Here is a 16,565-nt window from a genome sequence, read left to right on the forward strand (position 1 = left end):
ATGCACTCACACTATTTAGAGCTGCGAGCTATTTCGCAAATTGAGATAACCGAGGTGGACGTGATTAATCAAATCATGCAGTCACTGCACCAAATCTTGGTTAATCAACAAGGAAATATCGCAATTAGTTTTCCTTGTTACAATGTGCACCGAACATTAGGCGGAGTGATTCGCCTATTTGGTACCGAGCAGGAATTGCAAAAACTTAAAGCAGATATACAGCAAAAATCATCGATAAGTGATTATGCTTTATTGATGCCTATCACAACAGTACCGGCAACGATAAAAGGCTATTTGCATTTGAGTCGTGTTAATCCTAAAGGTCAGAGTGCGTTAAGACGTGCCGAAAAAAGATTAACAGCACAAGGTAAATGGACACCTGAAGTGAAAAATAAAATGGTTGAAAAGTGGGGAAGCGTTCATTTGCAATACCCACATCTTCATTTGAATAGTAAAAGTACAGGTCAAAGATTTATTTTGTGGTTAAAACAAGAAAAATGCCCAGAGCCAGTGCAAGGCACATTTAATAGCTATGGATTAAGCCAAACAGCCACTGTTCCTGATTTTTAAATCATTAACCCTTTTTTTGGGGATAATTTTAACATATTGATTATTATTGATATTAAAATAGACTCAAAAAAAGGGTAAAAATTGGGAAAAGTGCAGTATGCTCTTTTACAATAAGGCACTATTGAGATAAAATTCTACTTCAATGCCGTATAGGCAGTTTAGAAATACTAAAATCGAAAATGATTTAATTAATCAAACTTCAATGCCGTATAGGCAGTTTAGAAAACCTTTAACCACAAAAAACACCACCTTTAACCCTTCAATGCCGTATAGGCAGTTTAGAAATTTTTAATGTTAAAACCGTACCTTTTTAATGTCTTCAATGCCGTATAGGCAGTTTAGAAAAAAATATTAGCAAAAGGATTAAATCTTAGTTTCTTCAATGCCGTATAGGCAGTTTAGAAAATAACAGATTCATCAATAGATACAACTACACCCTTCAATGCCGTATAGGCAGTTTAGAAATAGATTTAGTTTTATTACCACGATTTACAACTCTTCAATGCCGTATAGGCAGTTTAGAAATCCCGTTGGTCGGCTAGCCCTGCTCCTCAGTTCTTCAATGCCGTATAGGCAGTTTAGAAAACAGGCTGTGCAGGTGTATTTTGTGAACCATCCTTCAATGCCGTATAGGCAGTTTAGAAATTTGCTTCCATCTATAAGCTCTACAGCAATATCTTCAATGCCGTATAGGCAGTTTAGAAATGAGTGTTTCTAGTTTTTATTAACTGAAACACTTCATTATTAGTATTATAAAGTAACTATTCTGCGCCAATTTGCGTACTCATTTTTATCTCTCGATTATCGGTGATTTCTAAATTTGACAATACCACTAATTGAGGAAAGTTAGGCCTTAAAAATTGTGAAAGCATAGGTCTTAATGCATGGTTCACTAATAACACTGGTGGTGCACCGATAGCTTCTTGTTGGTGAATGGCTTGTTTAATTTGCTCGACAATGTGTTCGGCTAGCCCTGGTTCAACATTGCTAGTATTTTGGAGCGCTTGTAATAACAAACGTTCTAAATTGATATTTAATCCTATTACATTGATTGGCTCAGATCCAGGAAACCATTGTTGTGTGATGACTCTTCCTAAAGCAATTCTTACCATACTTAGTAGCTGATAAGCATCATTTTGGGTTGGTGCGTACTCACAGATGGTTTCAATAATGGTACGCATATCACGGATTGACACTTTTTCAGCGATCAAGTTTTGCAATATTTTATGAAATGTGGTTAGTGTAACAACACCAGGAATAAAGTCCTCCACTAATTTCGGCATATCTTGTTTTATTCTGTCGAGTAGTTCTTGAGTTTCTAAACGTCCTAATAAGTCGCTAGCAAATTGCTGTAATAAATGATTAAAATGAGTAGCAATCATGGTGCTTGTATCAACAACGGTATACCCCAATATTTGTGCATTTTCTTTATTACTTTCATCTATCCATATCGCTGGTAATCCAAAGGCAGGTTCGGTTGTTGGAATGCCTTCAATGGTTTCAGTTACATTACCGGGATTGATCGCTAACCATTTATTATTAACAATTTCACCTTTGCCAATTTCACCACCTTTTATAAATATCTTATATTGATAAGGTGCTAATGAAAGATTATCTCTTATATGAACTTGAGGTGGTAAAAAACCCAGTGTTTGAGCAAATTTTTTGCGTAAACTACGAATTCGCCCTAACAACTCACCATTTTGAGTTTGATCTACCATGGGAATTAATCCATAACCAACTTCCATTGCCAATATATCTTCAATATTAACATCTGACCATGTTGCTTCTATATTAGCTGGCGTGGTTGCTTGTACATTAGCTTGTTTGGGTGCCACTTTTTGTTCTGTCTTTTTCTGTTTAGTTAGCCACCAAGATATGATTGATAAAATAACAGTAAAGAGTAGAAAAACTAAATTTGGCATACCCGGAATTAGTCCAAGTAAACCAATGACGACAGCTGTTAAAATCAATACTTGAGGATTATTAAAAAGCTGTGTAATCATTTGATCACTGATGTTATCTTGTGATGTGACTCGAGTAACAATAACGCCAGCTGCGGTTGAAATAATAAGTGATGGTATTTGTGCTACCAAACCATCGCCAATAGTTAGTAAAACATAGGTTTCGCTAGCATCAGAAAAAGCCATACCGTGTTGAACAACTCCAACTAATAACCCTCCAATAATGGTTATGCCCATTATTAATAATCCCGCAATCGCATCACCGCGTACAAATTTACTGGCACCATCCATTGACCCATAAAAATCGGCTTCTTGAGAAACTTCGGCTCGACGGGCTTTAGCTTCATCTTCACCAATTAAACCCGCATTCAGATCGGCATCAATAGCCATTTGTTTTCCGGGCATGCCATCTAACGCAAAGCGTGCACCCACTTCAGCTATTCTACCTGCTCCTTTGGTGATGACCATAAAGTTGATAATTACTAAAATAATAAATACCACAATACCAATAGCAAAATTACCACCAACCAAAAAGTGTCCAAAAGCCTCAATAACCCGCCCAGCAGCAGCACTACCTGTGTGACCTTTTAATAAAACGACCCGCGTAGAAGCAACGTTTAACGATAATCTTAATAAAGTTGCAAATAATAAAACGGTCGGGAATGCTGCAAAATCAAGCACTCTTTTAGTAAACAATGCTACTATCAAGATGATAATTGATAATGTAATATTAAAAGTAAAAAACAGATCCAAAATAAATGCAGGTAGTGGTAATACCATCATCGAAAGAATCAATAAAATTAGCAATGGTCCAGCTAAGACTTGATAATGCCCATTTTTTAATGTATTGGTTGATAATAAATTAAGTAGTTTAGATTTAATCATAAGACTAGTTATTACCTTTATTTATTTACGGATAATGACTCAGGTATGGGTAAATTATTTGGCGCTATTGGTTTATCGCCACCATATTTATACCAATGTTTCAATTGATAAACCCACGCTAGAATTTGGGCAACCGCGGTATATAATTCGGTTGGTATTGTTTCGCCTATTTCACCATGACGGTATAAAGCACGGGCAAGCGGTGGAGCTTCTAACTGGGGGATATTATGTTCATTAGCAATTTCTTTGATGCGTAACGCAATTTTATTTGTTCCTTTCGCTAATAATTTTGGAGCAATCATTGTTTTTTCATCATATTGCAGAGCGACGGCATAATGCGTTGGGTTAGTAATAATCACATTGGCTTTAGGTACATCTTTCATCATACGGCGTCTAGCAATAGTCTGTTGCATTTGACGAATACGCCCTTTGATTTGTGGGTTTCCCTCTTGTTCTTTAAATTCATCTTTAATTTCTTGTTTTGACATTTTCAGTTTCTTTAAATTACTCCATATTTGATAGAAAATATCAAAACCAACCATGGGTATTAAAGATATAACACTAAAAATTCCACAAAGAATCACTAGCTGTATTGCTTTAGTTAATGCGCTATTTAAATGTATATTGGGTAACGAAAGCATGTAAGGGAAATGGTGCATTACAAACAATGTTGAAGCTATAGAAATAAAAATAACTTTAAGTATGCTTTTTAGTAATTCAGAAAAAACTCTAATACTAAATATTCTACCAAATCCAGATATCGGATTTAGTTTTTGAAAATTAGGCTTAATTGATTGCAGGCTAAATAGTAAACCGCCAACACAAAGTGGTGCAAATATAGCAACGATAACTAGACCAAAAAAAATGGGTAAAATTGCCCAAAAACCATCGGTTAATAAGTTAATTAAATTGAAGACGATTAACTTATCATCCTCTATTTTATACGAAAACTTCATTGCTGTTTTAATGATCGTAGTTAACTGGTTAACTAAGTGTGATCCCATTAATCCAAATAAAATAATACCTATTAACAAAATTAATAACGAAGTTAATTCACGAGAACGAGGGATCTGCCCTTTTTCTCTAGCTTTTTTTATTTTGCTATCGGTGGGGTGTTCGCTTTTATCTAGATCACTATCGTCAGCCATGATGAAGTTAAATAAAACGCTATAGTTTAATAAAGATTTACAATACTAACAGTATGAACTAATTGCTACTGGGTTGTTGGCTTAATAAGAGGGTATTTTAGGGGGTATTTATGGCGTTTACCGTCAATAAATATTAATTTTTTAAACTTTGGCTCGCTTTGACGAAATAATTTCAGTTTGTTGATAGCCACTATTAGTATAAACAGCAGGACTTTTAATACTTTTAAGATAGTTGATTGATTGCTGGGTTAGATTCATGCGGTTTTGAATGATTAGCCCATTATCACGATTTATATCTGCTAATAATTTTGTTGTATCAGTAATTGATAGCCAAAGAGCTTCGATTGTAGGATTTTCTTTATAGGGCGGTTGAATATTAAATTGTTCACTTAGTTTTATGCGTTCTTCATCCAGTAGCTTTAGTTGAATTAGTAATTGGCTTTTTTTGTTAATAGTTTCACTTAACAGGTTTGTTGAACTATTTTCAATTAATATTTTTTGCTCTGATTGTAGAATTTCTGAAATTGTTTGTAACATCTCTGCTATTTTATTTAGGATGTCATTAAGTGCTAACATTTTTTATCCTTATAATTCTGTCTTATTTTTAAAAATCTTCTAGTAATTGTTTAATTAATTTATCTGCAATTTTATGTGTATCAATAACCAATGTTCCGTTGGATATGGACTGTTTTATTTTTTCAATTTTTTCTACGTCGATATCTTTGTTGGTTGAATGTAAAAGGTGTATTGAATTTTGATTTATACTCACGTTAGTACTTACATTAGTACTGTTTTTAGTTTGTACAGATGCATTGTGAGTATTTTGTTGTTCGTTAATTACATCGCGGCTTACTAGCCCTGTTATGGCTGTAACGGATTTAGTCGCATCTATAGTCATAAAATACCTTTAATCAAATTTAAGATTTAAGTGATTTGTATAATTCTATTATCGGCAATAATAAAAAAATCATTAATATTATTTATTGGAAATTATTACACCTTGGTGAGTTAACGTGCCTTCAACAATTTTATCAGAATTTAGTTTAACTTTTATTTTATCGTTTAATATAGCATTGTTAAGTGTTTTACCATTAGTTGTTATTTCATAACCTTCTCCATTTATTATTACTTTAATTATTTGTCCTGCTTTCACCTGCCAATTTTTTTGAAGCATTGTTGTTTTTATTGGTTCACCCAAATTAATATTTCGTAAAGCTATATGATTAATTGCGTCAACTCCATCCAAAATAACAGTCGAAGGTAGTTTATTCAACCAACCTGATTGTATCTGTATATAATCTTCGTTGATTAGCGTCCCTGCACTTATTGCTTGTTTAGCTACAATATAGTTCCCTTTGACAGCAACATTAATCTGGATAAATTTTTTTTTATTATTGCATTGGGCACTGATAGTCATGTTGCCCCACTGTTTTTTTTTATTTAATAAAGAGAGTGTTGGAGTCTTACAATTTAATTTCGGTTTAGCAGTAAGATAAGTAATTAAAATGTCGTCCGCTTTATGACCAAATTGCTGTGATATTAAATTGTTAATCTGTTTATCAAGCGAATTTGCTAAAACATTATTCCAACTAAATAGTATAAAAATAGCGAGTATCAATTTTGCGATTTTAATCATGCTTATTTATTCTAAATTATTCATAAGCTGATTTTACTTTATGATTGCAAGAAATGAATCTTGAAATAAGGGCAATTTTTATCGTTATTTGCGCAATAACTTTTTTTTTATTCGCTTAAAATTCTAATTATCAAAAAAAATGAGATGATTTTATGTTTGATAAATTAGATACATGGGTTAATTTTCATCAGCAAGCATTAAATATACGTGAAATACGACAAAATATATTAGCTGCAAATATTGCAAATAGCGATACGCCTAACTATCAGGCTCGAGATATTGATTTTAATGCTGAGCTAAGCAAAGCACTTAACAATCAGAATAAGATTAATAACGTTGGACTTAATATCACTTCAAATCATCATATTCAGATAAAAGCACCAATCATGACAAATCATGATGTACTTTATCGTATACCTTATCAGGCTGCGGCAGATGGTAATACGGTCGAGATGGATCAAGAACGTACAGCTTTTATTGATAATAGTATTCACTACCAAAGTAATTTAACGTTTTTAGGTGAAAAATTTAAAAATATTATGGCGGTATTACAGCAAGGATAATCATGATGAGTTTTTCTATTTTTGCAATTTCAGGCTCGGCATTATTGGCACAAACACAACGAATGAATGTAAGTGCTAGTAATTTAGCTAACGCAGAAAGTATTACCAGTACTTCAGGCAAAGCTTATCGAGCTAAGCAGGTTATTTTTCAAGTGGATGATAATGGTGAACTTAACCCAATTGCTGGGGTTAAAGTGTCGCAAGTTATTGAAGATCCTTCACCGATGAATTTGGTTTATGAACCTAATCATCCATTGGCCGATGCTAAAGGATATATTCAAAAACCTAATGTTGATGTAGTTGCTGAAATGGTTAATACCATTTCAGCATCACGAAGTTATCAAGCAAATATAGAAGTAATTAATACCGCCAAAAATTTAATGTTAAAAACACTGGCATTAGGGCAATAAAAAGGAGTGGTTGATGGGTATAGCTAATGTTCTTGTTTCAGAATCATCGGGGATAACAAAACCTCAAACGACACAAAAAACGGCATCTGATGGTAACTCAAGTAAAGAATTACAAGATAATTTCTTAACGTTATTAATTGCACAAATGAAGAACCAAGATCCAACTAATCCAATGGATAATAGTCAGCTAACATCACAGCTGGCTCAAATCAATACTTTAGCAGGTATAGAACGTCTTAATACAACGTTAGGAATGGTTTCTGGTCAGATTGATGATAGTTTATCAGTCAATGCCAGTAATATGATTGGCAAGGGAGTGATGGTTCCTGGCAATAAAATTTTAGTTGCAACCTCAGAATCTGAAAGTTCAGACTCAAAAGAAGAAACCGTTACCACACCATTTGGTTTTGAGCTGGTACATGAAGCTGACTCAGTAATTATTACTATTCAAGATGAAAATGGCAATGTAGTTCGTGAAGTTGATTTAGGCGCAATTCCAGCAGGCGTTAGTTCTTTCACTTGGGATGGTGTGCTAAATGATGGGACGAATGCACTAGATGGTAGTTATACTTTTTCAGTTAATGCAAGTTATGACGGGAAAAAAGTATCATCAACATCATTATCTTATTCAGTAGTATATGGTGTTATCAATAGTAAAGTTAATAATAAAGTATTACTTGATTTAGGAATACTTGGTTCAATTAGTATTGACGAAGTACGTCAAATTCTTTAAAGGAGATAAAGTTCAGATGGGATTTTCTCAAGCAGTGAGTGGTATGAATGCTGCATCAAAGCAATTAGATGTTATTGGGAATAATATTGCCAATTCAGCAACAGTAGGATTTAAGAGTGCTAGTATCTCATTTGCTGATATCTATGCTGGCTCAAAAGTTGGTATGGGAGTTAAAGTGGCTGCGATTATGCAAAACTTTAATGATGGGATAGCTACAACAACCAACAATAGTTTAGATGTGGCTATTTCTGGCAATGGATTTTTCCGTTTAGTGGATAGTAATGGGCAAGCCTATTATACCCGCAATGGACAGTTTCAATTAGATTCCGAACGAAATATTATTTCTGCTGATGGTCTTTATCTGACTGGCTATCTTGCAACCGGAACTCCACCTCAAGTGCAGCAAGGTGCAGCTCCAGGTACATTAAAAATTTCGCAAGAAATGCTAAATGCATCAGCGACAACCAAGGCTTCTTTGCAAACAAACTTAAATTCCAATAGTAAAGTTCCGGCAAAACAACCTGTCAATGCTCTTGATGCTGATACATTTAATTATTCTACGACCATTACTACTTATGACTCGCTTGGTAATCAACGCAATATTCAGCTCTTTTACGTTAAAACCGCTGATAACCAATGGGATGTTCATTATCTTGACAGCAGTGATCCTAATGGAAGTTTGCAAAAAGCGGGAGAAATGGAATTTGATTCTTCTGGTAAATTGATTAGTGATCCCGAAATGACCATCGATATTAATGGGATAAATGGATCTGCTGATAATAGCTTTATTTTATCATTAGCCAAAAGTTCTCAACAAAATATGGGAAAAGAATTGGGTAGTATTAAAACACCTGTTGTGAATGGATATGCTCCTGGAGATTTGGTTGGGTATAGCATTAATGATGATGGTTCTATTTATGGTGTCTATTCTAACCAACAAACAATGTTATTAGGTCAGATAGCAATGGCTGATTTTGCCAATGTTAATGGGCTAGAACCTGCTGGCAACAATAACTGGAGGACAACTATTAATTCTGGTATAGAAGTATTGGGTAGAGCAAATTCTGGTACATTTGGTTCGTTAGTGAGCGGTGCACTAGAGTCGTCAAATGTTGATATGAGTCAGGAATTAGTGAATATGATTGTTGCTCAGCGCAATTACCAGTCTAATTCACAAACAATTAAAACGCAGGATCAAATTCTAAATACATTAGTCAATTTGCGTTAATTTAAAGGTTATTTATGGATCGTGTTATTTATACAGCAATGTCAGCAGCTAGCCAGACATTAAATCGGCAATCAATTACTACTAATAACTTAGCTAATGTATCCACAGTGGGGTTTCGTGCACAGTTAACGACGATGAAAGCAGTTCCTGTTGTGGGGAATGATACACCTACACGAACCATGGTAACAGCAACAACTCCCACTTTTGATTCAACGATGGGGGCATTTAATTACACAGGCCGAAACTTGGATGTTGCTTTAACTGAGGATCACTGGCTAGCTGTACAATTAGTTGATGGTAGCGAAGCTTATACACGAAATGGAGCAATTCAAATTGATGAAAATGGTACTCTTAACATACAAGGTAATCCATTAATTGGTGATAATGGTGTTTTGACTGTGCCTCAACGATCTCAAATCAGTATTAGTAGTGATGGAACACTTTCCGCATTAGGTGCAGGTGATAAACCTACGACCATTGCTCAAGTAGGTAAAATAAAAAAAGTTCATCTTGAGCATAATGAAATTATACGTGGTGATGATGGTTTTTTTCGACTAACGGAAGAAACACGTAATGAACGTGGTGAGAATATGCCAGACAATCCAAAAGCTAAGCTTATGTCAGGTGTATTAGAAGGGAGTAATGTGAACCCTGTTACGGCTATGGTTGATTTAATTAGTCATGCTCGCCAGTTTGAAATGCAGATGAAAGAAATTATTACTGCTGATGAAAATGCACAAAAAGCAAACCAAATTTTATCTCTAACATAAATTTATTAATACATTAGATAGGAATAACAATGATTAAATCATTATGGATTGCCAAAACAGGCTTAACGGCACAACAAATGAATATGGATATTATTTCCAATAATTTAGCCAATGTTAGCACCAGTGGTTTTAAAAAACAAAGAGCGGTGTTTGAAGACTTATTATACCAAACTGTTCGCCAACCTGGAGCACAATCATCTGAGCAAACAACATTACCTTCTGGGTTACAGATTGGTACAGGAGTTCGTCCAGTTGCGACAGAACGAATTTATAGCCAAGGTAATTTAGAGGCAACCGATAACAGTAGTGATATTGCTATTAATGGGCAAGGTTTTTTCCAAGTTTTATTACCCGATGGTACACAAGCTTATACTCGTAGCGGTGCTTTTCAAGTCAATCAAAATGGTCAATTGGTGACTGCAGCAGGATACGAAATTCAACCAACAATTAGTATTCCATCCAATGCAATCAAAATGACGGTAGCGCGCGATGGTGTAGTAAATGTGACATTAGCTAATCAATCAACACAGGTCCAAGTTGGGCAACTAACTTTACATACTTTCATTAATGATGCAGGACTTGAAAGTATGGGGGAAAATCTTTACTTAGAAACCGAAAGTTCAGGTGCGCCAACGGAAAATACGCCAGGATTAAACGGCGCAGGGCTTTTATATCAAGGCTATACCGAAACGTCTAATGTTAATGTTGCTGAAGAACTAGTGAATATGATTCAAGTTCAACGTGCTTACGAAATTAATAGCAAAGCGATATCAACCTCTGATCAAATGCTACAACGTTTAAATCAACTGTAAAGTTAACAATATGCTAAAGGTAATGAGATATTTTTATATTTTAATAGCATTTTTTATCAGTGGCTGTGCACAATTGCCTAAAAAGCCTTTAGTTGAAGGTGAAACAAGTGTTGTCCCCAAATTGCCAGACAATGTAAATACGACAGGTTCAATTTATCAAGCTGCTCAGCCTAGTAGCTATGGTTACCAACCAATGTTTGAAGATCGTCGCCCGCGTAATGTTGGCGATGTATTAACCATTGTTTTACAAGAAAATGTGAGTGCTAGTAAAAGTTCATCGATTAATGCAGGACGAAATGGTTCGGTGGATCTAGGGGTAAAAACAATACCTAAATTTCTTGATGGGTTAGTCGGTCGAGGTAAAGCTAATACTGAAATGTCTGGAAATAATGATTTTAAGGGATCAGGCGGGGCTAACGCTAAAAATACCTTTAGTGGCACAATCACCGTCACGGTTCAAGATGTCATGATCAATGGTAATCTAAAAGTGATTGGTGAAAAACAGATTGCGATTAATCAAGGTACCGAGTTTATCCGTTTTTTTGGGGTAGTTAATCCAAGAACAATTAGTGGAAATAACACTGTTATCTCAACGCAAGTTGCTGACGCTCGAATTGAGTATGTTGGTAATGGATACATTGATGAAGCCCAAACGATGGGTTGGTTACAGCGCCTATTTTTAAATCTTTCCCCTTTTTAACGAGTATCATTATGTTAAAAAAATTGCGTATTTTTGTTTATTTTGTCGTTATGATGGTATTAGTGATACCAGCGAGCCATGCTGAACGTATCCGCGATTTAGTCACCATTCAAGGTGTAAGAGAAAATGCCTTAGTTGGATATGGTATTGTTGTTGGTCTTGATGGTACAGGCGATCAAACATCACAAACACCTTTTACCATTCAAAGTATTACTAATATGTTATCTCAATTAGGTATTACCGTACCGTCTGGGAGCAATATGCAATTAAAAAATGTTGCAGCTGTTATGGTTACGGCTAAATTACCTTCTTATTCTCGAGTAGGACAACAAATTGATGTGGTGGTATCCTCGCTCGGTAATGCAAAAAGTTTGCGTGGAGGTACATTGATTATGACACCACTAAAAGGTGTCGATAATCAAGTATATGCTATTGCGCAAGGTAACCTTTTTGTAGGTGGAATGGGTGCAAGTAGTAAAGGTAGCAGCGTAAGTGTGAACCAAATTGCTGGGGCAACTATACCTAATGGTGCAACCATAGAACGAGAGCTTGCAACCCGTTTAGATGAACAAAATGTTATCCATTTACATCTTAATCAATTTGATTTTACTCGAGCCTTAAAAATATCTGATGCAATTAATAGGTTACAAAAAAATACTGCAGTAGCGTTAGATGGTACAACGATTGCATTACATATGCCAAAAGAAAGTAGTGCGCGAGTACAACTACTTTCACGAATACAAAATCTTGAAATTAGCGCTACGCCAGTTTCAGCAAAAGTTGTTATAAATACTAGAACCGGTGTTGTAGTTATGAATCAAAAGGTTAAATTAGATAATTGTGCGGTTGCACATGGTAATTTATCTGTTGTGGTAAATAACAAATTAAAGGTAAGTCAACCAAATACCCCATTAGCAGGCGGCACAACAACCGTTACACCAGATAATCAAGTTAGCGTTGCGCAAGAAGGAGGGGCTTTACACAATATATCCTCTAGTGCTGATTTAAATCATGTTATTAATTCGCTAAATGTATTAGGTGCTAATCCTACAGAATTAATGTCAATACTTGAAGCGCTAAAAACAGCTGGTTGTTTACATGCTTCCTTAGAAACTATCTAAAAAAAGACTTTATGAATAATAAAATTGGACAATCTTTGAATCGCTTCGCTTATGATTTTTCGGATATTAATCAATTAAAGCGAAATGCAGTTAATGGCTCTGCTGAAGGTATCAAACAAGTTGCTCAGCAGTTTGAGTCATTATTTATTAATATGATGATGCAAAGTATGCGAAAGGCTGTACCTGAAAGTGGTTTATTTAGTCAGTCTGCTACACAACTATTTACTTCAATGTTTGACCAACAAATTACACAGCAAGCAGCGGGTAAAGGGTTTGGATTAGCAGATATGCTTATTAAACAGTTAACTAATAAAGTTTCACCATCAATTAATGTTAACCTACAATCTAATACCAACAATAATACTCAGCAAAATCTCCAATTAGCTCAATCCTTATTTAGTAATGCATCGCCTAATTTATCGCCTGAAGCACTAGGGCAAATACTATATCGTAACCATAATGCTAACAAAGCAGCTGAAATTAAATATAACGAAGCAATATTAAAAACACAACTTGATAATGTAAACGAAGATTATGTCACAAAATTTGTTATGGAATGGCTAGAGCCAGCTAGGCAAGCTGCTAAAAAATCTGGTATTCCGTATGAGGTTATTATTGCGCAAGCAGCACTAGAGACTGGGTGGGGGCAAAAGCAAATTAAAACCGCTAATAATCAATCAAGCCACAATTATTTTGGTGTCAAAGCAACATCGTCATGGAATGGCAATTCAACTCGTTTAACCACACATGAATTTGTTAATAATAAAATGATGAAAATTGAAGATAATTTTAGAGTCTATAATAGTAAACATCATGCATTAACCGACTATCTCAATTTATTAACTAAAAGTCCCCGTTATCATGCAGTTATTAAAGCCCCTGATGCCAGAACAGCTGCTAAAGAATTACAAGCTGCACATTACGCAACTGATCCAAATTATAGTGATAAGCTTATTCAAATCATTGGTCGTATTGAAAAAATTGCAAAAAATAATCAGTTAACAACTGTATCAGGATTTAGGAAAATTGCATTTAATTAATAATAGAATTACTCGGTTTGAATACAATGCTCAATACTTTGTTAGTAAAAATATTATAAAATTAATTTTAAAAACAAATAATTATGAATTAAATAAGAAATCAATCAATAAAAAAACGTTCAGGTAGAGTATTGATTTTATTCAGTTTTTATAATTAAGCGTCTCTCGCTTAAACTGATGGTTTATATTGCATAATGACATTGTTTTTGAAACTTTTTAGTTAAAATAAAAAAGGAGGTGGTAAACCTCCTTTGAGTGGGATGAATAGTTTGAGTCGATTCACAACTTAGGGTAAAAAACATTGCTTAAATAAAATTAGGTTACAAAACTTTATTTCATTTGAAACAGTGACATACTTTGCATAGTCATAAAGGTATATTGTGCAGCTTGTAAATTAGCTTGTAGCATTACATATTCTGAAATGGCTTCGTACCAATCGACGTCTTCAAGTTGGCTGATTTGAGTTTGAAATTCAATATCTAATGTTTTCCCCAATGTGGTTAATCTGTCAATTTCGGATAATACCGAGCCACCTTCTGCTCTAAGTGTCGAAATATTATTAAAAGAATTGTCTACTCCATGACGAGCTTTTGACAATCCAGATCTAAATTGTTCAAGGGTATCATCATTATTATAATCTAGATCTATTTTTAATGCCTCAATTGCATAATCAATACTTGCAAATATGTTACTTTCTGCTGGTGAACCATCAGATTCTTTAACATTTGAGCCAGTCATAAATACTTGAATACCTGTAAAACTTAGCGATACTTCTCGCGAGTCATCGATTAATACATTGATAGAAGTTGTACCGCCTACGTAACTCACTTCACCTGATTCATTCATTACAAAAGGAGGTGTATCGTTTTTCTTACCAGCAAAAAGGTAGTTACCATTAGTGTCTTTTGCATTAGCTAATGATAAAAGTTGATCTTTTAAACTTTGTAATTTATTAGCAAGATCGAGTCTATTTTCTTCATTTAAGGTTTCATTTGATGCATAGACCAATGTTTCCTGAATTGCTTGGATAACAGTATTGGCTTCCGATAAGATCGTATCTTGGCGACTAAGTGATTTATCGGCATTTTCGCGTGTTGCTTGAAACTGTTCATTTTGTGCTTGCGCTTGCTTTATTATTAATGATTGTGATGCTCCCATTGGATCATCAGAAGGAGTTAAAATCTTTTTACCTGTTGCCAAATGCAACCCAGATTTTTGCCATTTGCTGTTGGTGTTTAAAATACTGTTTAAGTTTTTTTGATAAATTGAGTTTGTGCTAAGGCGCATTTTTTATCCTTTAATCATTTAGTTAAACCTAAAATGGTATCAAATAGTGTTGTGGCCGCATCAATCACTTTGGCATTTGCTTGGTAATACTGCATATAAACCTGCATAGAGATATACTCTTCTTCAATATTAACCCCTGAAATCGATTGATTTTGCTCATAAATTTGTTGAGTTATATTTTTGCTTGATTGAGCAGAAATTTTTGCTGTTTGAGTTTCACTACCAATGTAGTTAGTTAAGCGGGTATAAGCACTTTTTAATGTTGTTGTACCATTAACAAGTTTTTCATGTTGGATTTCTAATAATTTGGTTACATTGCGGTTATCACCAGCGCCATTTTCTTCATCGTTAATACCTGTTGCTAGTTTATTTACATCTTTCACTAGCAGTTGTAATGACGAAGCAATATCGGCAACAGGTTTTATGATAAACGAATCTCCATTAACCGCATTACCACTTATCTCAATGGTCAGTCCATCAAAAAACAATTTACCATCTTTGATTTCAGGAGTAATTAGCTGATGATCAGATAATCTTGTGACAATCCAATTATTACCATCAAATTCTATTTTATAATCAGAAGCTTTTACTTCACTCAAAGCATTAAACTCAATTTTGGCTGAAGCATTACCTTGGTTTTTAGTATTTGTGACACAACTAGGATGATTGTAATCAAACAACTTTTCACCTTGATTACCATTAATATCAATACCCGACATATGCACTTCATTAAAACGTTCTGCTAAATTTAATGCAATTAAGCCTAGTTGATTGCGGGCTTCGGTTAATGGTCCATCACGAAAGGTTAATAAGCCGTGTAACGTACCTGATGTAATGTTTTGGCTTGTCAATTCTTGTGTTGCACCTGAAGGGTGAGTATAAATAATAGTATTTAAAGAAGGATCATCTGTTGAAGGTTGTACCGATAATAAGTTAATAGAAGAGCCTTGAACTAAATTTAAACCATTAGCGAGCGAAAGATTATATTGTCCATTTTGTTCAGTAACGGTAATGTCAATGATTTCGCTTAATTCATTGACTAACTGATCGCGTTGGTCAAGTAATGCATTAGGTTCGTTTCCGCCTCCTACCGATTGTAGTTGTGATATTTTTTGATTAAGTTTGGCAATTTGTTGAGTATAGGTATTAACTTTATCAACATTACTATTTAATTCAGTATTAACGTTGGCAATTTGGTTCTTTAAATTTGTTTCTGTTTTATTAAATTGGCTAGTTAAAGATGTCAGATCACTAATAACAGTTTGTTTTGTAGATGCATCACTAGCATTTGATGCAAGTTTATTTAAACTGGCAAAAAGATTATTGATTTGAGATGAAATACTATTGTCATTCTCTGCTAACAGATTATCTACTTTAGATAATTCATTATAATAAGCTTTGATAGAACCATTTTGTGATTGTGATTGCCGTAGTTGTCCTACAACAAAATTATTAAAGGCGCGATTAACAGATGATACACAAACACCGTTACCGACAAACCCAAAACTATGCTGAGTTCCATTTGCTTGGCGTAAAATTTGTTGTTGACGATTGTAACCAGTTGTATGAGCATTACTAATATTATTACTTATTACATTCAGCATATTTTGTGCTGCATTTAACCCACTAATACCAGTATTCATTAATGAATTCGCCATAAAATCCTCTCAATATAGTTTGAGTTCATAATATCAATTA

The 16,565-nt window shown here is 34.4% G+C and carries 17 protein-coding genes and 1 CRISPR repeat array; of the genes, 10 read left to right on the forward strand and 7 right to left on the reverse strand.

Going from position 1 to position 16,565, the window contains the following annotated elements; all coding sequences use genetic code 11:
- The gene (cas6f, locus tag A9G43_RS00805) at positions 1-570 is read left to right on the forward strand and encodes a type I-F CRISPR-associated endoribonuclease Cas6/Csy4 (protein ID WP_065574527.1); all 570 of its coding nucleotides are present in this window, start codon (positions 1-3) and stop codon (positions 568-570) included.
- A 137-nt stretch (positions 571-707) separates the two neighbouring features.
- Positions 708-1,275: direct repeats of the CRISPR family, unit length 28 nt; unit sequence CTTCAATGCCGTATAGGCAGTTTAGAAA.
- A 56-nt stretch (positions 1,276-1,331) separates the two neighbouring features.
- Here the strand turns inward: cas6f and flhA are convergent.
- From flhA to flgA, 5 genes are all read right to left on the reverse strand, one after another.
- Positions 1,332-3,419 carry a flagellar biosynthesis protein FlhA gene (gene flhA, locus A9G43_RS00810; RefSeq protein ID WP_065605844.1) on the reverse strand — a complete coding sequence of 696 codons (2,088 nt, stop codon included), beginning with the start codon at positions 3,417-3,419 and terminating at the stop codon, positions 1,332-1,334.
- 17 nt (positions 3,420-3,436) lie between these two features.
- Positions 3,437-4,567 carry a flagellar biosynthesis protein FlhB gene (gene flhB / locus A9G43_RS00815; protein ID WP_065605846.1) on the reverse strand — a complete coding sequence of 377 codons (1,131 nt, stop codon included), beginning with the start codon at positions 4,565-4,567 and terminating at the stop codon, positions 3,437-3,439.
- Between the two features lie 141 nt (positions 4,568-4,708).
- Positions 4,709-5,143, reverse strand: a complete 435-nt coding sequence (locus A9G43_RS00820) for a flagella synthesis protein FlgN (RefSeq protein WP_065605850.1) — start codon at positions 5,141-5,143, stop codon at positions 4,709-4,711.
- A gap of 28 nt (positions 5,144-5,171) precedes the next feature.
- Positions 5,172-5,465, reverse strand: coding sequence for a flagellar biosynthesis anti-sigma factor FlgM (gene flgM, locus A9G43_RS00825; protein ID WP_034909437.1), 294 nt, complete (start codon positions 5,463-5,465; stop codon positions 5,172-5,174).
- Positions 5,466-5,543: 78 nt separating this feature from the next.
- Entirely contained in the window at positions 5,544-6,203 is a 660-nt protein-coding gene (flgA, locus tag A9G43_RS00830) for a flagellar basal body P-ring formation chaperone FlgA (RefSeq protein ID WP_065605851.1), read from the reverse strand.
- A 152-nt stretch (positions 6,204-6,355) separates the two neighbouring features.
- Between flgA and flgB the strand changes: the two genes are divergently transcribed.
- Genes flgB through flgJ form a run of 9 tightly spaced genes read left to right on the forward strand, consistent with a single transcriptional unit; the run spans position 6,356 to position 13,580 of the window.
- A complete protein-coding gene (flgB, locus tag A9G43_RS00835) occupies positions 6,356-6,766 on the forward strand; it encodes a flagellar basal body rod protein FlgB (RefSeq protein ID WP_034909444.1) in 411 nt (136 codons plus the stop codon).
- Positions 6,767-6,768: 2 nt separating this feature from the next.
- Positions 6,769-7,176: a flagellar basal body rod protein FlgC gene (gene flgC, locus A9G43_RS00840; protein ID WP_065605853.1), complete on the forward strand. Its 408-nt coding sequence runs from the start codon at positions 6,769-6,771 to the stop codon at positions 7,174-7,176.
- A 13-nt stretch (positions 7,177-7,189) separates the two neighbouring features.
- Positions 7,190-7,909, forward strand: a complete 720-nt coding sequence (locus A9G43_RS00845) for a flagellar hook assembly protein FlgD (RefSeq protein WP_034909450.1) — start codon at positions 7,190-7,192, stop codon at positions 7,907-7,909.
- Positions 7,910-7,925: 16 nt separating this feature from the next.
- Positions 7,926-9,137: a flagellar hook protein FlgE gene (gene flgE, locus A9G43_RS00850; RefSeq protein WP_065605855.1), complete on the forward strand. Its 1,212-nt coding sequence runs from the start codon at positions 7,926-7,928 to the stop codon at positions 9,135-9,137.
- A 14-nt stretch (positions 9,138-9,151) separates the two neighbouring features.
- Positions 9,152-9,907, forward strand: coding sequence for a flagellar basal body rod protein FlgF (locus A9G43_RS00855; RefSeq protein ID WP_065590611.1), 756 nt, complete (start codon positions 9,152-9,154; stop codon positions 9,905-9,907).
- Positions 9,908-9,936: 29 nt separating this feature from the next.
- Complete coding sequence (gene flgG, locus A9G43_RS00860; RefSeq protein WP_065605857.1) at positions 9,937-10,719, forward strand: flagellar basal-body rod protein FlgG; 783 nt, start codon at positions 9,937-9,939, stop codon at positions 10,717-10,719.
- Between the two features lie 22 nt (positions 10,720-10,741).
- Complete coding sequence (locus tag A9G43_RS00865) at positions 10,742-11,419, forward strand: flagellar basal body L-ring protein FlgH (protein WP_255307007.1); 678 nt, start codon at positions 10,742-10,744, stop codon at positions 11,417-11,419.
- A 50-nt stretch (positions 11,420-11,469) separates the two neighbouring features.
- Entirely contained in the window at positions 11,470-12,540 is a 1,071-nt protein-coding gene (locus A9G43_RS00870; RefSeq protein WP_442903304.1) for a flagellar basal body P-ring protein FlgI, read from the forward strand.
- 11 nt (positions 12,541-12,551) lie between these two features.
- Complete coding sequence (flgJ, locus tag A9G43_RS00875) at positions 12,552-13,580, forward strand: flagellar assembly peptidoglycan hydrolase FlgJ (RefSeq protein WP_065605861.1); 1,029 nt, start codon at positions 12,552-12,554, stop codon at positions 13,578-13,580.
- 330 nt (positions 13,581-13,910) lie between these two features.
- On the opposite strand, the gene flgL is transcribed toward flgJ, so the two are convergent.
- The gene (gene flgL, locus A9G43_RS00880) at positions 13,911-14,867 is read right to left on the reverse strand and encodes a flagellar hook-associated protein FlgL (RefSeq protein WP_065605863.1); all 957 of its coding nucleotides are present in this window, start codon (positions 14,865-14,867) and stop codon (positions 13,911-13,913) included.
- A 14-nt stretch (positions 14,868-14,881) separates the two neighbouring features.
- The gene (gene flgK / locus A9G43_RS00885; RefSeq protein ID WP_065605864.1) at positions 14,882-16,525 is read right to left on the reverse strand and encodes a flagellar hook-associated protein FlgK; all 1,644 of its coding nucleotides are present in this window, start codon (positions 16,523-16,525) and stop codon (positions 14,882-14,884) included.
- Positions 16,526-16,565: the final 40 nt, after the last annotated feature.

This window comes from Gilliamella sp. Occ3-1 (assembly GCF_001690655.1).
Classification (GTDB): domain Bacteria; phylum Pseudomonadota; class Gammaproteobacteria; order Enterobacterales; family Orbaceae; genus Gilliamella; species Gilliamella apicola_P.